The sequence below is a fragment of the Kitasatospora sp. NPDC004240 genome, assembly GCF_053603215.1.
The window spans coordinates 60,977-82,946 of sequence record NZ_JBSGFD010000001.1 but is presented as its reverse complement, the minus strand read 5'-3'; the positions used below and the strand labels follow the sequence as shown (position 1 = coordinate 82,946).

The 21,970-nt window shown below is 71.0% G+C and carries 23 protein-coding genes; 15 read left to right on the top strand and 8 right to left on the bottom strand.

All coding sequences use genetic code 11. The features are described from left to right. Positions 1-4 precede the first annotated feature (4 nt). Entirely contained in the window at positions 5-3,568 is a 3,564-nt protein-coding gene (locus ACWEQL_RS00390) for a LysM peptidoglycan-binding domain-containing protein (RefSeq protein WP_452147874.1), read from the top strand. Positions 3,569-3,873: 305 nt separating this feature from the next. Then, positions 3,874-4,365: a prepilin peptidase gene (locus ACWEQL_RS00385; RefSeq protein ID WP_452147873.1), complete on the top strand. Its 492-nt coding sequence runs from the start codon at positions 3,874-3,876 to the stop codon at positions 4,363-4,365. Between the two features lie 135 nt (positions 4,366-4,500). Here ACWEQL_RS00385 and ACWEQL_RS00380 read toward each other — a convergent pair whose 3' ends face one another. Further along, complete coding sequence (locus tag ACWEQL_RS00380; RefSeq protein WP_452147872.1) at positions 4,501-5,178, bottom strand: GNAT family N-acetyltransferase; 678 nt, start codon at positions 5,176-5,178, stop codon at positions 4,501-4,503. A gap of 20 nt (positions 5,179-5,198) precedes the next feature. Next, on the bottom strand, positions 5,199-5,369 hold the full coding sequence (locus tag ACWEQL_RS00375; protein ID WP_452147871.1) for a hypothetical protein: 171 nt from the start codon (positions 5,367-5,369) through the stop codon (positions 5,199-5,201). Between the two features lie 163 nt (positions 5,370-5,532). Between ACWEQL_RS00375 and ACWEQL_RS00370 the strand changes: the two genes are divergently transcribed. The 5 genes from ACWEQL_RS00370 to ACWEQL_RS00350 all read left to right on the top strand — a co-directional run bounded on the left by ACWEQL_RS00370 (position 5,533) and on the right by ACWEQL_RS00350 (position 7,366). After that, on the top strand, positions 5,533-5,766 hold the full coding sequence (locus tag ACWEQL_RS00370; protein WP_452147870.1) for a hypothetical protein: 234 nt from the start codon (positions 5,533-5,535) through the stop codon (positions 5,764-5,766). Positions 5,767-5,864: 98 nt separating this feature from the next. Continuing rightward, positions 5,865-6,059, top strand: a complete 195-nt coding sequence (locus ACWEQL_RS00365) for a hypothetical protein (RefSeq protein ID WP_452147869.1) — start codon at positions 5,865-5,867, stop codon at positions 6,057-6,059. Beyond that, positions 6,056-6,379 (top strand): hypothetical protein, encoded by a 324-nt coding sequence (locus ACWEQL_RS00360; RefSeq protein WP_452147868.1) that lies wholly within the window; start codon positions 6,056-6,058, stop codon positions 6,377-6,379. Before ACWEQL_RS00365 ends, ACWEQL_RS00360 begins: the two co-directional genes overlap by 4 nt. Further along, entirely contained in the window at positions 6,363-6,671 is a 309-nt protein-coding gene (locus ACWEQL_RS00355) for a hypothetical protein (RefSeq protein ID WP_452147867.1), read from the top strand. The genes ACWEQL_RS00360 and ACWEQL_RS00355 overlap by 17 nt, the downstream gene beginning before the upstream one ends. Before the next feature lie 110 nt (positions 6,672-6,781). Continuing rightward, positions 6,782-7,366 (top strand): hypothetical protein, encoded by a 585-nt coding sequence (locus ACWEQL_RS00350; RefSeq protein WP_452147866.1) that lies wholly within the window; start codon positions 6,782-6,784, stop codon positions 7,364-7,366. A 53-nt stretch (positions 7,367-7,419) separates the two neighbouring features. Here ACWEQL_RS00350 and ACWEQL_RS00345 read toward each other — a convergent pair whose 3' ends face one another. Next, positions 7,420-8,256 (bottom strand): hypothetical protein, encoded by an 837-nt coding sequence (locus ACWEQL_RS00345; protein WP_452147865.1) that lies wholly within the window; start codon positions 8,254-8,256, stop codon positions 7,420-7,422. 14 nt (positions 8,257-8,270) lie between these two features. Next, positions 8,271-9,761: an AAA family ATPase gene (locus ACWEQL_RS00340; protein WP_452147864.1), complete on the bottom strand. Its 1,491-nt coding sequence runs from the start codon at positions 9,759-9,761 to the stop codon at positions 8,271-8,273. Between the two features lie 466 nt (positions 9,762-10,227). Between ACWEQL_RS00340 and ACWEQL_RS00335 the strand changes: the two genes are divergently transcribed. The 8 genes from ACWEQL_RS00335 (at position 10,228) to ACWEQL_RS00300 (ending at position 14,973) form a co-directional block, all read left to right on the top strand. Beyond that, positions 10,228-10,911 (top strand): hypothetical protein, encoded by a 684-nt coding sequence (locus ACWEQL_RS00335; RefSeq protein WP_452147863.1) that lies wholly within the window; start codon positions 10,228-10,230, stop codon positions 10,909-10,911. A 531-nt stretch (positions 10,912-11,442) separates the two neighbouring features. Continuing rightward, positions 11,443-11,655 (top strand): hypothetical protein, encoded by a 213-nt coding sequence (locus ACWEQL_RS00330; RefSeq protein WP_452147862.1) that lies wholly within the window; start codon positions 11,443-11,445, stop codon positions 11,653-11,655. Between the two features lie 19 nt (positions 11,656-11,674). Continuing rightward, complete coding sequence (locus ACWEQL_RS00325; protein ID WP_452147861.1) at positions 11,675-12,097, top strand: hypothetical protein; 423 nt, start codon at positions 11,675-11,677, stop codon at positions 12,095-12,097. A gap of 138 nt (positions 12,098-12,235) precedes the next feature. After that, entirely contained in the window at positions 12,236-12,658 is a 423-nt protein-coding gene (locus ACWEQL_RS00320) for a hypothetical protein (RefSeq protein WP_452147860.1), read from the top strand. Positions 12,659-12,710: 52 nt separating this feature from the next. Beyond that, positions 12,711-12,923 (top strand): hypothetical protein, encoded by a 213-nt coding sequence (locus ACWEQL_RS00315; protein WP_452147859.1) that lies wholly within the window; start codon positions 12,711-12,713, stop codon positions 12,921-12,923. 215 nt (positions 12,924-13,138) lie between these two features. After that, positions 13,139-13,957 carry a hypothetical protein gene (locus tag ACWEQL_RS00310; RefSeq protein WP_452147858.1) on the top strand — a complete coding sequence of 273 codons (819 nt, stop codon included), beginning with the start codon at positions 13,139-13,141 and terminating at the stop codon, positions 13,955-13,957. A gap of 30 nt (positions 13,958-13,987) precedes the next feature. Then, positions 13,988-14,518: a hypothetical protein gene (locus tag ACWEQL_RS00305; RefSeq protein WP_452147857.1), complete on the top strand. Its 531-nt coding sequence runs from the start codon at positions 13,988-13,990 to the stop codon at positions 14,516-14,518. 137 nt (positions 14,519-14,655) lie between these two features. Beyond that, positions 14,656-14,973 (top strand): hypothetical protein, encoded by a 318-nt coding sequence (locus ACWEQL_RS00300; RefSeq protein WP_452147856.1) that lies wholly within the window; start codon positions 14,656-14,658, stop codon positions 14,971-14,973. Between the two features lie 58 nt (positions 14,974-15,031). On the opposite strand, the gene fxlM is transcribed toward ACWEQL_RS00300, so the two are convergent. The 4 genes from fxlM to ACWEQL_RS00280 all read right to left on the bottom strand — a co-directional run bounded on the left by fxlM (position 15,032) and on the right by ACWEQL_RS00280 (position 21,969). Beyond that, the gene (fxlM, locus tag ACWEQL_RS00295; protein WP_452147855.1) at positions 15,032-17,380 is read right to left on the bottom strand and encodes a methyltransferase, FxLD system; all 2,349 of its coding nucleotides are present in this window, start codon (positions 17,378-17,380) and stop codon (positions 15,032-15,034) included. Between the two features lie 35 nt (positions 17,381-17,415). Then, positions 17,416-19,209, bottom strand: a complete 1,794-nt coding sequence (locus tag ACWEQL_RS00290) for a phosphotransferase (RefSeq protein WP_452147854.1) — start codon at positions 19,207-19,209, stop codon at positions 17,416-17,418. A gap of 156 nt (positions 19,210-19,365) precedes the next feature. Continuing rightward, the gene (locus tag ACWEQL_RS00285) at positions 19,366-19,785 is read right to left on the bottom strand and encodes an NUDIX domain-containing protein (RefSeq protein WP_452147853.1); all 420 of its coding nucleotides are present in this window, start codon (positions 19,783-19,785) and stop codon (positions 19,366-19,368) included. Positions 19,786-20,685: 900 nt separating this feature from the next. Then, positions 20,686-21,969, bottom strand: a complete 1,284-nt coding sequence (locus ACWEQL_RS00280; RefSeq protein ID WP_452147852.1) for a hypothetical protein — start codon at positions 21,967-21,969, stop codon at positions 20,686-20,688. Position 21,970: the final 1 nt, after the last annotated feature.

The window sequence follows — 21,970 nt, the reverse complement described above, 5'->3', positions numbered from 1 at the left end:
GCCCGTGTCCCGTAGAACCGCCTCCCGTCTGGCCGCCGCCGTCCGCGGCCTGGCCTCGCTCGTGGCCCTGCCCGCCCTGATCGTCGGCGTGCCCCTACTTCTGTGGCGCACCGGGGTCCTGCCCTCGCACGTGCCGACCTGGGCCGAAGTCACCGGTGCCCTGACCAGCCCCGACAACGGAAGCCTGTTCCTCGGCGCGTTGACGCTCCTGGGCTGGGGAGCCTGGCTGTCCTTCGTCTTCTCCACCGCCGTCGAGGCGACCGCTCTGCTGCGCCACCGGCAGGCGCCGCGCGTCAGGGTCCTGGGCGCCACCCAGCGCCTGGCAGCGAGCCTCGTCGCCGGTGTCGTCCTGCTGCTGCCCACCAGCGCGGCGTTCGCCGCCGCGCCTTCGGTCGGCGCCGCCACGGTTGCCGCTCCCCTTGTAGTCCAGTCCTCCGGCACCGCCCAGACGACCGCTCACACCGAAGCGGCGGGATCCTGGTCGGGTCCCGTCCACCAGGTCGTCCACGGCGACACCCTGTGGGACCTCGCCGCGCACTACCTCGGTGACGGCACTCGCTGGCGCGAGATCGCGCAGCTCAACGATGGGGTCCGCCAGCCCGACGGTGCCGTAACCACCAGCAACGTCCGTGAGCTGCAGCCGGGCTGGACCTTGCGGCTGCCGGCCGAGGCGAAGGCGCCCGCCCAGAATGGCGCCGCCCCGCACCTGGAGGCCGCCCACCGCGAGCACGTCGTCGCCGCCGGCGAGACCCTGACCGGCATCGCCCAGGACGAACTCGGCGATGCCGGGCGGTTCGAGGAGATCGCCACTCTGAACAAGGGTCACGTCCAGGCCGACGGCCAGGCCCTCCAGGACCCCGACGAGATCAACATCGGCTGGACGCTGCAGCTGCCCACCACCGCGCCGACGCAAGCCGGTCCCACCCCGACCACAGCCGAGGCCACGCCCACGCCGCCGACCAACCCTGCTCCGGCGCCGGCCGCGCCGTCCCAGGCCGCCCCTTCTCAGGCCACGCCATCCCCGGCGCCGGCCACCCCCGCACCGGCGGCCACACCTACGCAGCAGGCGGCTCCGGCCACCGCGCCAACAGCGGAAGCCACCACGCCCTCCGCACCCACGGCCCCCTCCGATACGGACGCGGCGGACGCCGACTCGACCACCGACGACGGGGAAGACACCGCCATGCTCAAGATGGCCGTCGGTACGACGAGCCTGCTCGCCGCCAGCGTCCTGGCAACAGTTGGAGGCCGCCGTGCCATCCAGCGCCGACGTCGACGGTTCAAGCGCCGGATCCCCATGCCCGTGGCGGATAGTGCCTCCGCCGACCTGGAGAAGCAGCTGCGGATCACCGCCGATGTCAGCAGCCTCTCCCTCATCGACCACGCCCTGCGCACCCTCGCCGCCACCTGCGCCCGCACCGGGCAGGCGCTGCCGGAGCTCGAGGCCGCGCGCATCCTGGCCCGGGGCGTCGAGCTGCACCTGGCCGCACCGACCTCGCCGATCGAGCCGTTCTCCGAGATGAACGAGCACCCCGACCGCTGGTGGTGCCCGGCCCGCGGCGCCGCGCTCCTCGACGAGGACGAGGCACGCGACACCACCTCCCCCTACCCCGCACTCGTGAGCCTCGGCGAGACCGAGGACGGCGAGGCGGTCATGGTGAACCTCGAGGCCGTCGGCCTGCTGCGCCTGTACGGCACGCCGGCCGAGGTGCGGGCCGTCATGCTCGGCCTGGCGGTCGAGCTCGGCTCCTCCCAGCTCGCGGACGATGCCACCGTCATCCTGTCCGGTCTCGGCGAGGAGCTCGAGGGTGCCTTCCCGGCCCGGATCGACCACAAGCCGTCGCTGGCCGAGGCGATCCCCGAACTCATCGCCCACGACGCGATGCAGCGTGGTGTCCTCGGCGAAGACAGCAGTCTGTTCGAGGCCCGCCTGGGCGACGGCGGCGACACCTGGACACCGAAGATCCTCCTTTCGCCGACGGCCCCCGAAGAACCCGAAGCCGAGGCTCTGGTCGACCTGCTCTCCTCGCGGCCGCGCACCGCGGTCGCCGTCGTCACGTCCGCTGCCGACGCCCTTGACCTGCCCGGTGCTTGGACCCTGCCGGCCGCGCCCGCTGGCCCGATCGTCCTTCCGGGGCTCGACCTGTCCATCACCCTGCAGAGACTGGAGGACGAGGCCTACGGTCCGCTGCTCGAGCTGCTCGGTACCGCCAACCGCACCGACGACGTTCCGGCGCCGGCCTGGACCCACCCGCCGCACGGTGCCCCGGAGCCCAACGGCCCTTCCCGTGTCCCGGACCGCGCCGCTCTTCCACCGGACGCGGTTCCGGCGGCCGTCGCCGAGCAGGACGGCGAGAGCGAAGAGGTCGGCAGTGAGCCGGTGACGGTCTCCGTCAGCACCGGGTCCTCCGGGCTGGCCACCTCAGTACCAGGATTCAGCGCGCTGGCACCGTCGGTCACCGGCGCCGCCTTCCCGCACCTTCCGGCGGCGGACGAGTCCATGGACGAGGAACTGCCCCCCGAGCCGGAGGACGACTTCGGCAACGATCCGGATGCCGACCCGTTCGAGGAAGCCCTCAACGAGGTTCTCCAGGAGCAGGCCGGGCCCGAGCTCTACGAGGCCGGGCCGGACGGCGGCAGCGAGGAGGGTGAGCAGACCGGCGGCTACGACGACAGCGCCTCCGCGCTCGCGCAGGAGACCGTCGCCGGACCCGTTCTCCCCGCCGAGCCGGCCCTCACTCCGCGGATCACCGCGGTCACGTCCAACGTGCTCGCCGCCCTCAACACGCCGCCGGACCCGCCCGCCGCACCGCAGATCCGCGTGCTCGGGTCGGTCGACGTCATCGGAACCCTCGGCAAGGTCGAGTCGAACCGGCGCAACGGCCTCACCGAGATCGCCGCCTGGCTGGTCCTGCACCCCGGCAGCAATCGCCACGAGCTCGACGAGGCGATCTGGCCGGGCCAGCGCATCCTCGCCGACACACGCAACACCAACATCAGCAAGCTGCGGACGTGGCTCGGACGCGACCCGCTGCTTCCGCCCGACGACCCGCAGGGCGCCTATCTGCCGCCGATCAGCGGGGGCGTCTACGGATTCAACGACCAGGTCACCAGCGACTGGACGCAATTCCAGGAGCTCTACCTGTTCGGGATGCACCGCAGTGGAACCGAGGCCGACATCGCGCTGGCTCACGCCCTCGCTCTGGTCCGCGGCCGTCCCTTCTCCGACATCGACCAGTCCAAGTACGCATGGGCGGAGTACCCGATCCAGGAGATGCTCTCCGCGATCGTCGACGTCGCCCACGAGCTGGCGACGCGCCGGCTCGCCGTCCGCGACTACCGCGCCGCCGGGACCGCCGCGAGCAAGGGCCTGCTGTGCGATCCGCAGTCCGAGCTGCTGTACCGGGACCTGATCACCCTGTACAGCGAGACCGGCGACCGGGCCGGGCTCGAACGCACCGCCCAGCAGCTGGCGCGCATCGCCGTCGAGTCCGGGTGCGATTCCTCGCCTGAGACGGTTTCGCTGATCAACGCGCTGATGGACGCCGACCGCATCGCCTCGGCCTGAGCCGTCCAGCTCCCGGGGCCACCCTCTACCGTCCACACGCCCCTGACCGCCATCCGACCCGTGGGGAGAGCAGACCGATCTACGCCCTGACCATCGCCATCGCGTCGCTGGCCGGCCTCGCGGTCGGCGCGTTCGCCAGGCCTGTGGTGTTCGCCTGCTCCGTCGCCGAGAACGACGCTCCGCGCTGGCACTGCCCCGCCTGCGGCAAGGTGCTCCTTCCCCGCCCCGGCTCCCTGTTGGCAGCGGTCCGCGGCGGGTGCGGCACGTGCGGCCACCAGCTTCCTCCGGCCGGCCTCCTTCCGGAGGTGCTGTCCTCGGCAGCGTTCGCGGCAATCGCGGCCAGTGGATCGACCGGATGGCTGGCGGCCGCGCAGTACTGGTTCGCCGCCTGCGGGATGGCCCTGGTCCTCGTTGACATCGCGGTCCACAGGCTGCCCGACATCCTGACCCGGCCCACCGTGATCGGGACCCTCGCACTCCTGGGAGGTGGGGCGCTCAGCGGAGGATGGAGCAGCTTCATCCGGGCGCTCCTTGCCGCAGTCGCGGTCACCGGCGTCTACCTGCTCCTGACCTACGTCTCGCTCGGTGGCGGAGACCTGAAGCTCGCCCCCGCGATCGGCGCTCTCCTGGGCTGGTCAGGCTGGTCCGCCGTTGTCCAAGGCTTCGCCGCCGCCTTCGTACTCGTCTTCCTCTACGCTCTCGCCCAGTGGATCCTGCGCAGAGCGAAGCGCGGCGATGAATTCGCCTTCGGCCCCTTCATGGTCTGTGGGGCTCTGGCCGTCTCGGTCCTGACATGAGACCCACCAAACGGCTAGCGGTTGCTGGCCACAACGGCGTCCCGGGGCGATGCTGACGCTTCGCCGACTGTGGAGGACCGCGGCGCCCTGGGCAGCGGGGGCTTTCTGAGTCGTACCAACTCCAGTCGTCGGTAGTCAGTAGCGCAGTCGCAGCCGGACGGGGTCGAACCGCGCCCTGGCGGGCAGCGAGGCCCCGGGGACCAGGCCAGTGACGATCCGGGCCGGGGCACCGGGCACCTCGGCGAGGCGCACCGGCAGGCGAAGCGGCTTGGCAGACATGCGCGTGTCGTCGGTGGCCTGGCCGATCAGCCGGTCGCCGGGCAGGTGGACCAGGAGTTGATCGCCGATGGTGTAGCCGAGGTGCCGATAGAAGGCGTCGAGGTCGCGGTCGTGGTTGAGCGTCATCAGGCCGTAGCCCGCGTGCACGAACCGCGCCTCGGCGTGCTGGATCAGCGTCCGGGCGATTCCGGCCCCTCGGTGATCGGGTTGGACCGCGACGGCGTGGATCATGGCGAGCCGAGCAACGAGCCGGTTCTGGAGGATCGCGGTGTCGATCCCGGGGTGCTCGAGGAGCCAACGCGGGACACCGGCGAGCAGCGCGCCCGCGACGGTGCCGTCGTGGGCTTCGGCGATCAGGAAGAGCTGCCGATGGTGGGAGAGCGGCGGCTCGGGCGGACAGGCCAGCACCAGGCGTGCCTCTCCGAAGGGGTCGGGGTGGTGGGGGTCGGCGAACGCGAGCACGGCCATGAATGCGGCGGTGTCGGCGGCACAGGCCTCGCGGACCGTGGTCGGCGGGATGGCGGGGGTGGGCATCGGTTGGGGCTCCGGACGGTTCAGCGCTCGGTCAGGCCGTGGCGGCGGACGATGAGGTCGAGGGTGGGGTCGGTCGAGGCGGTCCCGATCGGGTCGCGGGTCGTGCGCAGCTTCGGGTCGTAGGCGTAGACCCGAGGCCTGCCCCCGGAAGTTGGCGGCCCGGGCGATGCCCTTGGCGACACGATCACCATACATGGACACATAGAGTCATGCAACATCGCGAGAGCGCTTGACATGCAAATACATAGACTCATAGAGTCAAGCAGCGCGCTGGGATTCTGAACCCCTCCCCGCGCCCCCATTCCACGGCGGACGGCGCCGTCGGCGTCGCCCCGAACCTTCGGAAGGACGACCATGCACAGCCTCACCATCGACCCCGCCACCCGCGAGGGCTCCGCGATCGCCGCCCTGTTCAACAAGATCAAGACCGACGTGCAGTCCGAGCCGGGGGACTCCTGGGACTCGGCCAAGACGACGGCCATCCTCGTCGACTGGTTCACCGCGCAGGGCATCGACGTCAGCGACGGCCTGATCACCAGCCAGACCCCGTCCGGACTGGCACCCGCTGGTGCCGGCACGGGCAGCTGACGCCGCATCCACGGGGCGCGTCCGCAGCACAACACCGCTGCGGACGCGCCCCGCACAAGCCGCCCCACGCTCACCACACCGACCTGAGGAGTGAACCGGTGCCCGACTCCGGCATCACCCTGACCCGCGACCAGCTCGACACCTGGGCCGGGTTCACCCTGACCGACGAGGAGGTGGAGCTACTCGCCGCCACGCTCCCCCGCTCGGTCCTGCCCGACACCATCGCCGACATCGCCTTCGCGCTCCGCCCCGCCAGCGTCAAGCCGGCCGAAACGAACGGGGACCAGCGATGAGGGTCAAGCCCGCCCACGCCTTCGCCCGCGGCGACGTACTCGCCAAGGTCCCCGCCAACAAGCCGATCGTTGCCGAGGCCCTGCGCAACACACCCACCGCCGTCGACGCCGACCCCGCGTTCATCCATGGCGCCGAAACCCGTGGCGGCCACACCTACGTCACGCTCGGAACCTACGGCGTCGCGCGCGTCGCCCGGGACACCGACATCACCCTGGAGGACACCGAAGGCATCCCGGCCATGGGACCTGCGTACGTCCTGCCCGGCACATCCGTCCGCAAGGCCCGCCGATCGGAGAGCGTAGATGCCAAACCCCACTGACCCGCAGCCGAAGGACGTCGCGATCACCCCGGTGCTGGCCCTTCTGCGCGGCGCCGCCCGCCGCGCCGCCGAGGCCGCCGACCGCGCTTACGGAAGCGCAGACCTGCTCGCCCTTGACCCGTCCGCCATGGCCACCCACGCCCAGCGCGGAGATGAGCTGTGGCAGCACGCAAGCCGCCTGCACACCATGGCCAGCGAGCTACGCCTGCTGGCCGGCGACCCGGGCGCCACAGCACGGCAGCGCGTCGATGCCGTCAACGCCGCGCACGAGCTGATGAGCACCACCCGGTAACCCGGGCGGCCCCGCTGCCCGCAGAACCGTGGCGCAGCCGGGCCGCCCCCGTCCACAGCGATCTCCGGATGGTGTGGTGACGGATCCCGACCGCCGGGACAATGGCGGTCATGTGTCTCCCGCTCCCCGATCTGCTGCACGCCACTGCCGACGTGCTGGACCGCGCCGGTCCGCTGGAGCCCCTGCAGCTCGCGCTCTCTGATCGAGACATCCAGGTCACGTTCGGCGAGGCAGTGACCATGGCCGACCAGCGCGCCAGCGTGGACCGGCTCGCGGCGGCCACCGGCGCTGCGCCGGTCCTGTCCGAGTTGGGTGCCAGTGCCTACACCTACACCCTCACCGCGGACCTGCCCGGCGACATCGTGCTGCTTGCCGGCACCCACCCGACGCTGAACCGGGCGCCCGGCCGCCGGACCACGTCGACCCCGGAGCATGCGGCGCTGCTGCGGTCGCTGACGCCCTGGGCCCGAACCCTGGCCGGCACCCCGGTGGCCGTCACGGGGCTTCAGGTCCGTGACGACGCTCTGCGTTTCGACATCCAGCTGTTTATCGACGGCGCGGACGACCCCGCAGCGGCGTGCACCGCAGCGTGCACCGGCATCGCCTCCCTGCACACCCGCCGCGGCACGCCACACGGGATCGACGCCCGCGGCCGGCTGCCGGGCGGCCAACCCGTCCTGATCAGCGTCCTGTAGGCACCGCGGGAGGTAGCTGCTGGCGGGCGATGCCCCTCGGCCGCCCTGGCGGTTCAGAGGGCGAGGCAGCCTATGGAGCAGAACCAGTCGCTGGAGGCCAGGGCCCGAAGCGCGGCCGACTGCCAGTGGTTGGGGCCTGTGATCTCCCCTTCTGCATAGCTGCAGGCGAGGTCCTCCAGGAAGTCACGGACCGCTGCGGCGCCGCCCAGCGTGTGCTGGCGCCGCGCGGATCCTTGAAGGCCGCAGATGAGGGTGGAGGCCTGTGCCCCGTACAGGGCGGCGAGCCCATAGGCATCGAAGTGGTAGCGGACGCGCGCCGCCAACAGACTCTCCCAGCTGGGCGGTGTGTTGACGAAGAACGTCACAAAGGCGGGTGTTTGCTCGACGACCTGGGCGCCGAGCCACCGGACGTCTCCGAGGTCGTCGAAATACGGGTGAAGCGTCTGTTCTTCAGCGCGGCTGGGCGCGGTGTGCCCCTTGGTCTTGTTGCAGTCGCTGCAGGCGGGGATCAGGTTCGTCGGTGCGACAGCGAGCAGGGCGAAACTGCTCTTCGGAAGGTGGTGGTCGAGGGTGGTGACGGCGCGGTGGTCGCACAGCGGGCACCGCGGAGGTGTCATTTTCAGCTCGTCGTAAACGGGTCTGGCCGGGGCGGCTACCTTGGCCATGCGCTGGGTGTAGTTCTTCAGCAGCTCGACGTTGTCCCCCACGGTGCCCGGCGTGAACGCTGCCGGGTCGAGGGTGTGCAGGGTCGTGGCACGCACCGCGATGTCGAAGGCCTCCGCCGCCGCGGCTACGCCGTCCTCGAAACCTGCCAGGCGCTGGCGGAGTACGTCGTCGCGGATTCTGCTGATGCACAGGCGGTAGGTGTCGCGGGCGGTGTGTACGGGCATCGGGAGCGGTCGCATCAGAACAGGGGCTTCCGGCAGTCACGGACGGAGATCAGCACCCGCGCCAGGCTCTTGGCTTCGCTGCCGAGCTCTCCGCCGAAACGTTCGACGACCTCGTGGTAGGTCAGGCCCTCGTTCACGGCCTGCTCCAGGTCCCGGTGGAAGCCCGATCGCGTGACTTCGAGCCCGAATGCCTCGTGGGTGAGGATCCCTACGTTCTCGCCGAAGGTCTCGATGACGGGGCGCATAGCGCGCATGACCTGCCCGGACCGCCGCAGAACCCACACGCATTTGCGGGGCGTTTCCTGCAGGACCACGGGCGAGTGGGTCGCGATGACGGCGACGCCGTTGCGGTCGGCCAAGAGGTCGGAGACGGCCCGGATGAAAGCGGCCAGCAGGGGCGGGTGGAGGTGGGTCTCGGGCTCGTCGATGAGGACCAGGGTGGTCTCGGTGACGAGGTCCGCGAGGTTGGTGATGGCGAGCAGCACGATCTTGTGCCCGGAGCTGAGTCTGTCGAACGCGTTCTCGGAGTCGGCTGGGAACCATTCGGGTGCCAGCCAGCTGGTTGCGAGGATGTCCGCGTCCCGGAACAGCGGGTCGGCCTCGGCCAGGGTGGCCAATGCGTTCCGCCAGCGATCCAGCCGGGCTCCCGTGAGTCCTTCTAGCAGTTGGGCGAAGCGCTGGGCGGGCGCCACGTCGCCGTGGAGGCTGCCGCGGGCGAGCGTGACATGGGCGTGGCGGGTTCCGTTGGCCTCCTGCACGGGGGTGGGGACATCGAAGGCGCTGGAGGCGATGGAGACCATGTTGGTGAAGACCGACTCGGTGCCGCTCAGGTTGGTGACCTGACCGACCTCCTCCACGGTGGCGGAACTGTCTGCGACTGCCCTGGCCAGGTGGCTGAGCAGACGCGTCTTGCCGACGCCGTTGCTGCCGATCAGGGCGTGCACGTTCGTGGGCGGTGTCGCCCCCGGCTTCACCGTGAACGTCAGGGTCAGGGGCTCCACGTCCCCGTCCCCCGGTGCCGGCGCCGTGTAGGAGAAGTCGAACGGCGTCAGCCGGGCACCGCCCCGGGCGATCCGATGGAACTGATGAACCACCGTCTCCTCGGAGACCGAACGAAGCAGCGACGTCCGCGTCACTTCCTCGGGGTAGGCCCTGGCGAACAGCTCCTTGTCGTAGGCGACATCGCGCAGGGCCACCAGGACGGCGAGCCGGACGTCATCGCCCAGATCGCGGAGCTTCTCGTAGTAGGTGTCGTCCTGCCCGAGAGAGAAGAACCCCTCGTCGACCGACTCGAAGTTCTCGGCCAGCGTCGTGCGCTCATGCTCGCGCATCCCGAACCGGCCGATCTTGACCTGCCCGACCGTGTGAATCTCCGTGCCGTCGCTGTAGAACAGGAGAAAGGTCGTCTTGAAGTGGTAGTCGTCCCAGTCGTCCTTGACCAGGAACGCCTGGCGCGGGCTGCGCACCGGAGGTCGCGTCCGGACGGGCAAGACGGTGAACTGCACGCTTCCTCCCTGAGCGGCACCCTGCCGCGACATCGGCCAGGACAGTGCTCACCCCCGCGGGGCATCTGGGCGCACCGTCCACAGGCGACAAGCCTAGTTACCGGGCAGGCCCGTACGCCGCCACAGCCCTCTTCTCCCGCACAGAACCCGCCGGCCCCGGGCGCCGGTGCGTCGGGCCGGATGAGCCCCAGCCCGCTGCGCGCCGGCAACGCATTGCGGGAGACGAGAACGCGTCGGCTCGGTTCGAGTGACAGGGCCACGGGGCACCTGGTGATCAAACCTGCGGACAGGCGCGTCAGCCAGCCAGGGCAGTGATGTGCCGAAGCGTCACGGTCAGACCCGCAGTGTCGGCGAAACCGGATGGGTCTCGTTCTGCGGCCGCGGCGTGTCCGAACGGCCAGCAGCCTGGGGATACACGTCGGGGCATACTGCCAGCGAGACCACGGACAGGGTGAAGGAGGCAGTCGTGGCCCAAACGGCGCGGGGCAGGGCGGAGTTGCCCGAGGCGAAACGGCGGAAGGTGCTGCTGGCTGCCGATCCGGTGACCGGGGAGGTGAAGGGAAGCCCGGCGGTGAAGGCCGCGCTGGTGAAGTCGGGCCTGGCCGTGGCCAGAGGTCGGATCGGCGCGACGTACCTCACGCCGACGGGGCTTCAGATGCGCAGCGAACTCCTCGCCGAGCCGGCCCCGGCGGAGCCAGCGGTCCCGACCGCAGGGGGTTTCTCGCCGGCGACTGGCGACGGCCCGCCGCTCGAGCCCGCCGACGCGGACCTGCGGGCCGCCGAGGTGGCCCGCGCCTGGGAGGGGCTGTTGGAGGTCCGCCGGCTGTCCGGCACACCCGCTGCGCCGGCCACGTGGGAGCGGACCCGCGCGGCGTGGGCGGTCGCGCTCGCACTCGAGGCCGCAGGGCTTCCGCCGTGCGCCGTGGACCACCGCGGTCGGCGCGTGCGCACCGGCTACCGCGTGGTGCCAGGCTCCACAGAGGCCGAGGCTCGGGTGGAGTGGCGCGGGCCAGCGTCCTCCAGGGCGCGCCAGGAGGCGGAGCAGCAGCTGGAGGTGTGCGCGGCCCGCCTGGCGGAGCGCGGCTGGGAGTCGCGCGCCTACCTCGCTTCCGGCGGCCTGCGGTTCCTCACGGCCACCCCGGCCGACTGACCGAGAGCCGACACGTCCGGGACCCCCTCGTGGGCTCCAGTGTGCGTTGCCGCGCGGCATCACCCAAGGCCAGGGATGGGGGCCGGATCTGGGAGGGCCACCTTCAGCAGGGCCTCTCCCGTGGGGACCGGCCAGCTCCTGCCTCATGCGGAGCTTGCGTGCGGTGGCCCGGAACGCCGCGTCCTCGGGGCGGCCATCGTGCAGGGCAGACGGTCCGACCCCGGGCAGCGCCGTTCCGCGTATCTGGCACAGCCCCTGGTGCCTGGCCATGAGCCGTTCGGCGTCCAGGACGCATCCCTGCCCACCGTTGCCGCGCAGCTTGCGGCCCACGGGACGAGCAGGCAGATACGGGTTGGCGGTGGCAGGCCAGCCAGAGTCGGCGCCGCCAGTCCTTCGGCCTTGAGCGCGCTGGCTAGACCAACCCTCTCGACATTGCCTACCTCTATGAGTTCATGTATTGTCAGGGCATCGGTTCGCGGCTGTCGGTCGCCGGACCGCACTCCCGCCGGACCAGCCGAGAGGTGACGCCCCATGCCCGCCGACCCTTACGCCACCGACCACACCACCATCGAGCAGGACCTGGAGAAGGCCGTGGAGCTGGGCTTCGCCGAGTACGTGGGCTTCCTGGCCCACTACGGCGCGCGGCTGCGCGGACTGGCCGAGCAGCATTCGAACCCCGAAGCCGCTTTCCTCCACCTCCGCGCCCACGCCGACCAGGTCATCGCGCAGCTCGCCGGCCGCTGAACACCCTCAGGAGAGATCCATGCCCCGCGTTACCGCCCACTCGCCGGGTCCCGCACTGCGCCCGCAGGTCCGCTGGCTCGTCGCGGCCGCGTCTATCCTTGCGATCTTCATTCTGTACAGTCCTCTCGGTCCCACACCCGCCATGCTGGCCGACCTCCTCGCCGCCACGGGAGCGCTCGCGGTCCTTGCGGGCTGGCGGTCGCCCCGCCGCCGAACCGGCGCCCACCGCGCCCGCGTCACCGTCGCCAAGGCGGCCCCCGTCGAGGGTCTTCCGAGCGAGACCTATGAGCTGACCGCCCTCGGCGTCAGCGTCCTGATCCGTCTGCGCGAGGACTGGAAGGGCCAGCCACTCGTGCCATACGTCCACATCGAGCAGCGGGCCGACCGCCCCCGCCTGCTCCTCGTCGAAGTCGACAACCGGGGCGAGACCGAATACCGCTAGCCCTCCCCCATCAATTGGGCATTGCCTACCTCTATGTGTACATGTAGTGTGCGGGATGCGCCGGGGTGCGGTTCACGTCCCACCGACCGTCCGTTCAGCCACCACTGCCCGGCCCGTCCCCGGCAGCCAAGGAGTTCCGTGACCACCGCCCCCACCGACGCTGTCACCGCACTCGACGCCGCCCGCGCCGCACTCATCCCCGGCGCGGAGCAGCTCAGGAACGCCGTCGCGGCCGTACTCGCGGCGCTATACCCGGAGGCTACGTACGTCACCGTCCACGTCCACCAGGGCGAGGCGAACATCGGCGAGGCCTTCACCGCCGACGGCCACCGGCACCCCGGGCCGCACCGCGCCGGTCGCCTGCTCTACCCGACCCACCGCATCGGCAGGTGGCCCCTCACGCGCCTGCCCAAGCGAGCCGCCCGACCGCACTTCGGCCCGCACGCCGACGACGACAAGCGCACCCTCAACAGCCTGCTCACCGACGCCTGGCGCTGCGGAGCCCGCTTCACCCGTGGCCACGTCGGCCGCTACTACACCACCCACCTCAAGCTTCGCTGACCCGGCCAGGCAGCCACCGACCACCGCAGTTCTCTCCCATGAAGGAGCCTCAGTGGAAACCGAGTTCAAGCCCGGCGACCGCGTCTGCCTCGCCCGCCGCGCCAACACGCGCAGCACCCTGACCCCCGGAGCCACCGGTACGGTGAGGCACTGGAACCCTCACCCCCTCGTCCGTCAGCTCGACGTCTCCTGGGACTTCCCGCACCAGCGGCACCACGAGATGCTCGACCTGACCGACAACGGCGACCGCGTCGAGAAACTCTGACCCAGCCACCGGAAAGCCGCAGGCGGCCGTGCTCCGGTCGGAGCCAACCACCCCTCCGGCCAGCCGGCGAGCCCGGCCCCGCGGGCACAGCACCGCGTACCCCGCCCCGACCGCAATCCACGACCGTCCGGGCCCCGCCACGCCGCCCATCCCCGGCCAGCCCGCACCAGCAACATCCCTGAACTCACACTCCGCCGCAGAGAGGCCATGCCGTCATGCCCGCCGCAGCCCCCGCCTTCGCCGACCTTCGCAGCGCGATCGACCCCGAGCACACCTACATCGTGCAGATGGACGACGGGTCGGGCTGGAGCCGACCCGCCGACGCCGAGCACGCGCACCTCACCGGGGTCGACGTCCTCCACGCCGTGCGGCGCGGCATGCGCGCCTACCACGCCGAACTCGCCCCCTCCCCGAACGGCATCGTCACGCTGACCAGCGGCAACGCCTCCATCCGGTTCATCCCGCAAAGGGTCTACAAGGACACCTTCTGCGCGACGGAGAACTGTGAGGAGTCGACCAACGACGGCGAGGAATGGGACGGCCGGTGCGGAAACTGCGTCGACCGAGCCTCCGCGACAGAGGAGACAGTCGACCCCGCCAAGGACGCCACCCCCGCTGCCCTCCCGGCCGGCACCCCGTACACGCAGGACGATCTGCGCCATGGCGCAGCCACGGCCTACCAGATGGTCCTCTACAGCCTCGACACCGACAGCGGAGTTGGGGAAGGCATCGGCGACCACACCATCCCCAGCACCGCCGGCACCGCCACCGAGCGCACCTGGAGCACCCTCGGCGAGCACGCCAGCGTCGCCTACCGCGCCATGTACGAACTCATCGACACCGCCCCCGACCTGTCCCGCTGGGCGATCGACATGGCCGCCGACCACCTCACCCCCGACCCCGAACAGCTCACCCGGCGGCAGAACAACCAGCCCGCCGTGTCCATCCACCTCTCCTTCGCCTCCCACATCACCGACGACCAGCGCACCGCACTCCGCCAGGCCCTCCTCCTGAGCCTGCACGCCGCCCTCTAACCCACCCCCCAACCCGAAACCGAGGACCAGATGACCGCCACCCACCCCCTGCCCGGCCAGTGGACAATCCGGATCAAGCCCGTCCTGAACCTGCTCACGCTCACCCTGACCGACGACACCGGCACCGCGCGCCAGCACGGCTACCACATGGGGCAGGTCCCCGTACCAGACACCATCCACTCCCTGGACGAGATCACCGACAACCATCTGCGCGCCACAGCACAGGCGATGATCGACGACTACTTCACGCGCCTCGCCGAGGTCCACAAGGCCGCCGACGCGTTCACCGAAGCCATCCCCGACTGGTCCGACCTCACCGCCCGTCTGCGCACCACCGTCCCGGACTGCCGGATCGAGACCGACCTCGACTCCGAGGCACTCGCGCTGCGCATGACCCTTACCGCCACCGGCCCCGCCGCCGGGCAGCTGCTCACGCTCCTGGCAACCTGGCCCGCCTCCGACGGCCTTCACCGCGAGCTCGACGACGACGGCACCCTCACGGCGGTCCTGGACCAGCCCCGGGCCATCAGCTTCCTCGCCTGGTTCCGGGACCAACGCTGACCAGCACGTGCCGTGCAACCAGCTGCGCCCAGCCGCCCTTCGTCGGGTGGCTGGGCGCAGCAGTCGTCGCACAGCGGTAATCAGCTCGGTACCCGACGCCTGCTCCCGAGGTGGTGCGGGGCGCATAGGCTCAAGCCATGACGCAGCCGCAGACTGATGAGCCTTCAGACAGCTTCAGGCTGTCAGCCATCCCGGACGACGTTGCCGTTCTCGAGGCATGGCTGTGGCCGCACGGCTGGTGTGTGGAGCTCTCCGCGGCGCAGGCCCGGCCGGGGCACGTACGGGTTCGGCCCATCGTCACCGACCCTGACGACCACGACGGTGGCGTCACCCTCCGTCCTGGAACCGTGATCCGCTGGACCGGGTCGGGGATTGCCCGTGTCGACCCGCCAGTGCCGCCCCAGGTCCGCCCTCTCGTCGACATGATGCTGTCGGCGACCCGAATGCCGTGCTGAGGGCACGATTCGGGCAACCGGCCCCGGCTAGCTGGCCGGCGTGCGCCGACCATGAAGGTCACGTTGTGATCCGCAGTGAGAAGGTCCCGGGGGGCGAGGCTGCCGGGCCTGGGTCTGGAGCCAGTGGGTGCCAGTGGAAGGCGAGGCGGGATCCGGGCTTGTCGATGCGGTGGCCGCCCGGAAGAGCCGTGTCGGGAGTGCTGGCGGGGTGGATCGTCAGCTCTGGGTAGCCGTGGGCGCGGGCCTGGTCGTCCCAGTCTCGTACGGCATCCATCAGGCGTTCGGCGAGGGTAGGACCGGCCTGGCCGTAGGCGTGGACGGCGAACTCGACCGTTCCGTCCGGCGCAGCGGGCGCAGCGGGGGTGTAGGTGAGGTACGCGAGTGAGGCCTTGCCGAGGAGCGCCGCGGCATCGGCACCGGGCGGGATGTCGGCGATGCCGGTATCCATCTTCCGGCCCTTGGCGAGGCGACAGAAGCCCTGCTGATGCAGGACGGTGGCGAGGTAGAGCTGGAGCGTCTCGAAAGACTCACTGCGGGCGACCGTCACGCCGGTGCGCACCTCGTGCCGCTCTCCGCGCAGCGCCTCCTCGAGACCGGCCGCCTCACCGACCGGGCCGTCCTCGAACCGCAGCCGGAGCTCGCCGCCGGCAAGCACGGTCTCCGGGGTGGTGCGGCCAAGGGCGCCGGAGTCGCGGATGAACCCGCAGTACGTCCAGCCGCGGGCGACGAGTTCCTCTCCCCGCCGCTGGAGCGTGATCGCGCGGGTGTACCCGTGCACCTCGAGGGGCACGACCAGGTGCCCGCCTTCGGCGAGCTGCTCGCGCCAGGCCGGAGCGATGTCCCAGGCGTTGTAGGTGACGATGATCGCGTCGAATCCGCCGCGCGGCACCGCAGTGGCGGGCGCTCCGAGCGCGCCGTCGCCCTGGACCGCAATGACGTTGCGGCTGCCGGCCTCGGCTGTGAAACGGCAGGTGCGTTCCACCACGAAGGGGTCGAGGTCGACGGTGACGACACGGCCCGTAGGGCCGACGACGTGGGCGATCAGTGCGGCGTTGTACCCGCCCGAGCCGACCTCCAACACCGCCGCGCCCGGGCGCAGCCGGGCGTTCTCGAGCATGTCGGCCTGAAGCCAGACGGCGGAGACTGAGCTCGTGCCCCGGGAGAGTCCGTCGCGGCGGGTGATGAGGGCCAGGTCGTGGTGGTAGGCGTCGGCCAGGCTTGCCTCCGGAGCGAAGCGATGGCGGGGTACTACGCGCAGCGCGGCGCGGACCTCGGCGGACGGTGCCCAGTCGGCGTCGATGACGGCCTGGGCCATCGCCTCGCGCCGACGTGTGGCTTCGGCGCTCTCACCGGGAACGGCCGGCTGTTCGGCGTCGTGCGGGTAGACGCAGACCGCGGCCTGGTGGGGGACGATGCCGGGCCAGACGGCGTGAAGGGCCTGCGCGGCCGGAGTGAACAGCGGGCCGAGCCGGCTGAGCCCGTTGAGGTCGTGCCACTCCCATCGCACGAACTTGTCCGCCTCGGGGTTGGCGAGCTTGCCGCTCCACCGGGCGATGCGCACGACGGCGGTCAGGCGGGGGACCCCGTGGGAGTCGTCAGTGAGCACGGTCAGGACGGTGGCGTCTGCCTCCGCGGCGTGCAGGCCTGTTTCTTCGTCCAGCTCCCGCACCGCGGCTGCCTCGAACGACTCGCCGCCCGCCGTCTTGCCGCCCGGGAGTTCCCACATGCCGTCGCGGGAGTAGCCGAGCAGGACCCGGCCCGACCGGTCGGTGACGACCGCGACGGCACCGATCGCCGCCGGCCCGGTCGGCGGGAGCTGCCGCTCCACCTCGACGGTATCCGCGCGCGGGTCGCGCAGCACCAGCACGGCCAGATCACCCGCCGCCAGGCGCTGCACGGACTGCCAGCCGCAGGTGAGCGCGGTGATCTCCTCCTCGTCGAGGGCGATGTGCCGCCGCTCGGCTGGCGTGTGGGCGGCCACCGGGGTGATGACCAGCAGGGTGCCGCGGACGCCAAGCCGGCGGCCGAGGGTGTGCAGGACGCGGGTGCGGTCGTGGACGAACGCGACGGACAGGCGGAAGACGACGAGGTCGTAGGGGGCGTCGCCGAGCGGGGCGGGGTCGTCGTGCTCGATGTCCAGGCGCAGCCACCGCACCTTGGCCCCGGGGTGGCTGGCGCGGGCGCGCAGGAGTCCGGCGTCGGCGAGATCGACGGCGTCCACCTGGTAGCCGATCTCCGCGAGGTGAGCGGCCAGTTCGCCCGCGCCGCAGCCGACCTCCAGGGCCCGACCGCCTTCCGGCGCGGGGGCGTGTTCGGCGAGCAGCGCCCGTTCGTTGTCGCCGAGCGAACTGAACGTCACTCCGTTGCTGTAGTGCTGCTCCCACTGCTCGGGCGGGACGGTTCGCACGTGCTGCTCCTCAGGGGGTGGGTTCGGTTCGGGGCTCAGGGGCGGTGGGCGGCGCGGAGCCGGGCCAGGGTGCGCAGCCCGCGTTCTACCAGCTCGGGGTCGTCGTGGGTGGTGCCGTACTGGATCCCGGAGACGGCGTCCAGCACGGCGTGGACGGCCAGGTGCTGCTCCTCGGCCGCCGTGAGGGGCCTGCCGTAGCCGGCCATCACGGCCTCGTGAAGGTCCGGGCGGCCGGTCCAGGCGTCCGACAGGCGCACGAAGTCCCGGATGGCCGGGCCCCATTCGGCGCGCTCGAAGTCGATCACATACAGTGAGCCGCTGTCCGTATCCCAGCGGAGGTTGCGGAGCTGGAAGTCGCCGTGGGTGGGCACCGCATCGAACGGGGGGAGCTGTTCGGCGCTCTTGGCGACGGCGCGGATGTAGTCCTCGTCGCCGGGCGCCAGCAGCTCGCGGGCGCCGGCCAGGTGCCGCTCCAGCTTCCCCAGCGCGGCCGGAGCCCCGCCGCCCGGTCTCGCCGGAGCGCTCTGGTGGATCGCGGCCGCGAGCTGGCCGATGCGGTGGAAGATGAGCCGCTGCTCCTCGGGCGGGTGGACGGCGCCGTGGAGCGATCGGCCTGGCACCGCAGTGAGGATGACGGCCCGAAGTGCCGGGTCGGTGGCCACCAGGCGGGGCGCGGCCGCGCCCAGGGCCGGTACCCAGGTCCGGTAGGCGGTCACCTCGCGGTCGTGGAACTTGTCGCCTTGGTGGAGCTTGACGAACCACTGGCCGCCGTCGGTGCCGCTGGCCCGCCAGACGCGGCTGCCCTCTCGCGGCCAGGAGGTGTCCGTCCAGGCTCCGATGCGCCCGACCGCCTGCTCGGTGAACTCCCGCACCCGCTGCTCGGGGGCGCCTGCGCCTGCGCCGGCGGGGAGCAGCGGGTGGAGACGGCCCACCTCGGGGGCGTAGGAGACCGGGTCGCCGGGCTCCTGGAAGTGGACGGCGAACGGTAGGCCCGCCTGGTAGGCGTCCAATGCGGCCCGGCAGTACGCCACCATCGGTGACGGCAGGGAGCTGAGCGGGTACCAGCCCATCGCGTCGCACACGGCCGGCTCCATGATCCGGGGCTCGCCGCTCCAGCACCGAACCTCGAACACCAGGCCGATCCGCGCTGCGCCACCGGGCGCTCGGTGGTGGACGGTGACGGAGTGCCGAACGTCGTCCGGGTCGATGACGATGCCAGTCTCCTCGTACCCCTCGCGGATCAGGGCCCGCACGGCGTCCTCGTGGGGCCCGTCGATATGTCCGGACGGGAGGTGGTGGAGGCCCGTGGCGTAGACGGCTCCGGCCCTTCGCGACAGCAGGACGTCGGGGCCGTCGGCGCCGTCGCGGCGCAGGAGCAGGTGGACGTCAACGGGCTCCTGGTGGCGGGTCGGCGCGGGCGCGAGCCAGGGCGCGGCCTCGTTCAAGCGGTTCGGGTTGAGGGGGAGGAGTGCCGGGTCGTTGCGGTGGTCGTCGAGGGCGGTGACGAGGATGCCGATCGCCTCCGGGTCGCCGTAGTCCAGGGCGGCGACGTGGCTGTAACAGATGGAGCAGGAGCCACGCCGGGTCTTGCCGGGGTGGGTGTCGTACCAGGCGGGCTCGCCGTGCTCGCCGGTCCAGGACAGGCCCGTCAGCGGGAACGACGTCCACCACTGGAACGGGCTGCCGGAACGGCGGGCACAGTGGGCGCATCCGCAGATGTGGGGGTCATCCGGTTCGCCTGCCACGATGAACCGGAGCGCCCCGCACAGGCAGCCGCCGGTGCGCACCGCCGTGTCGGCGGTGGGATCGGGCAGGTCAGGGTGCGGCATGGGGCGGTCCTCCTGGGGGCGGTGGTGGTGTTTCCCTGCAGTTGAGGCGGCACTCGGGTCGGCCGGGCGGTGCACGGTGCGGTCGGCGCGGGCTCAGTGCTGCTGCCGGCGTGCCGGGGCGGCGCGACGGGGACAGGGGCCTTCGGTGACGGACGGTCAGTGGGGCTCCGTTTCTGGGGCGTTGTCGGTCGTCCCGAGTGCGAGGGGCGTCAGAGCCTGGTCGGTGGTCTGGCGTGGCAGCAGACTGGTGGTGCGCTGCGCAGCGAGGAGGACGGCCACGAGGGTTCCGGCCTCGGTGATCCGACCGTCGGCGCACATCGCCACCGCTTCCTCCAGCGGGACCCAGCGCAGTTCCATGTTGGCTTCGCTGGCCTCCCGTTGATGCTCGCCGACGCTCAGGCCCGTGGCGAGGTAGAGGTGTTCGCGGGTTCGCGCGCCGGCGGGCATCCGCCACATCGTCGTCAGCGGCTCGATGAGGGCAGCAAGGATGCCGGCCTCCTCCAGCAGTTCGCGCAGCGCGGCCGCCGCCGGGTCCTCGCCCACCCCGCACCCGCCGCCCTTAGTAACAGTTCGCATGTCTCAGGGACCTCTTGTCTCAGTCAACGACCTGCTGTCCGGGCCGCCACCGTCCGGCCGCAGCGGTGGATGGTGTCTCAACCGAGCCGCAGGATTTTGCCGTCTCGTGATCCGTCGAGAGCACCGCGGGCGACCTCGGCACGCCACGGTTCAGCTGATCGAGCGATGTCACGCCCTCTCGATCACCGACAACTCTTCCGCGAAAAGCACCTGCTGTCGCTTGGGTTGCCCAACGTGACCGCCGCGGACCAGAAGATGCCGCGCGAGGCCACCACCTTCATGCTGAACAAGGTCGATTTGGATGGGCACATTTCCAACATCGGCCCCTACTGGTTCTTCCCCCGCCACAACCGTTTCGCCTTCTCGGCTTCGGCGAGGGCGGGATGCTGCACGAGGTCTACGACCGCGGCTGGTTCAGGGAGACCCGCCCGATCGAGGCCATCAAGGCCCTACGCAGCGCCCGGCGGCTGGCTGGGCCACGGCCGCCAGTCCGTGCCCCAGTCCAGCGGTGTGGCCGCCTCCTACGCACCAGCATGCCCGTCTTCACCGCCGAGCTCGCCCTGCTCAGCGCGAGTGGATCGCCGCCGTCGATGCCCTCATGGGTGAACGTTTCCGTATCAATCTCAGATAACGATGGAGCAGCAGGGCTCCTCCCGGGCACGGGCGCGAGCTGCTTGTGGAGCTGGTCAAGGGAGCGTGGGATCGGGGTTGAGGCGTCGGCAGGCTCGGCAGGCACGGTCTTCGAGGTAGGTCACAGGGCACAAGAAGTCCATGATCTTGGAGGCCGCGCCCTTCCTGACTCCCGGGCGACCACCCCAATAGACCGTCACAAACTGTCAGTCCACTGCGCCGAAGCCCTGGCTCCGGGGGTTCCAGCGGAAAGCATTGGCGCCCTGCTGCTCACGGATTCAGGCCGCTACCTGCAATTCCCGGCTCCGCAGAAGTCGCAGGCGCCGTAGGAGCGGGCGTGTGAACCATACTTTCGGCTGACTCCGAGGGCTGACCCTGCGTCCTGGTGTCCATCCCGCTGGACGCGGACGTCTGCGGGCTGTCCGTGGTGCTCAGCGACACGGAAGCGCTCGATTCGCTGGAGACGTTGGGGTTCGTCGGCGGGTCGACGAAGCAGGCGGGGGGCGTGCTCGGATCGGTCGGCGCAAGGCTCACCATCGGCGAGTACGCGGCAGGTGCCGCTTGTGCATCGGGCTCATGACTCGCAACCTGCGGTGGGGTGAAGCTCGCCGGAACCTGACTCGGATCGTGGAAATCCGAGGAGACGACGGGTGAGTTGGGCTCGGGTTGGTTGGTGGAGATCAGCAGCGGCCCGTCTGCGGACTGGTCGGCCCGGGGCGGGGTCATGTTGACCTCCTGCGTCCCAGGTCCTGACAGGCGCTGGTCGTGGTCGACCAGCCAGTCGGGGGTGATGCTCTTATTGACCTGCACGTCCGGCACGGTCCGGAAGTATGGCTCGACAATTCGGTCGAATGCGCCGATGGCGCCGTGGTCGGCGGATTCACGCAAGGTCAGGTAGTTGTTCAGGAGCTCGACCCCGCCTTCTACGGCAGCGAGGTCGCTGTTGTTCAGCACTGGGTGTCCGTGTTCGTCCAGATGATGGGCGTCGAAGGCGGTGTCGTGGGTGCCCATTACCGTGCCTACCCTCGCGACGTCAAGCTCCGGCGGCAACTGGTCGGACGGGAGGCCGGCGCTCAGCAGCGCTTCGGTGGCCAGGCCCGTGACCAAGGGCGTGACCGGTGTATACACGTTGATGGATTCGATCGGAGCGTGCGGATTGCCTGCAGAGGCTTCGGGGCCGCGCCACACATGGCCCTGGCTGTAGCTGTCCTGCAGGGCGTGCAGGGCGCACCCCAGGTGGTAGATCTCGTTCTTGGCGTTGCTGGCGGCGTGCTCAACGGCTGCCTGCTGGAGTTCGGTGGTGACGAACGCGGCGATGCGCTGCACATTGGCCTGCGGGCTAAGATCGGGATCCGCCAGTGCGTGGGCAGCTTGGGCGCCCGGGACCATCCAGTACGGTAGGACAGTGGCGGGGCTGGCGTCCTGCAGTTCCTGACCCCGGTTCAGCAGGAGCGCGAAGGCTTCCTTGTGCAGCCCGTTGATCTCGGACCGACCCTCGAAGAGCCGCTCTGCGACGGCCCGTGTGATGCCCTTGTGTCCGTGCTGGTCGGACATG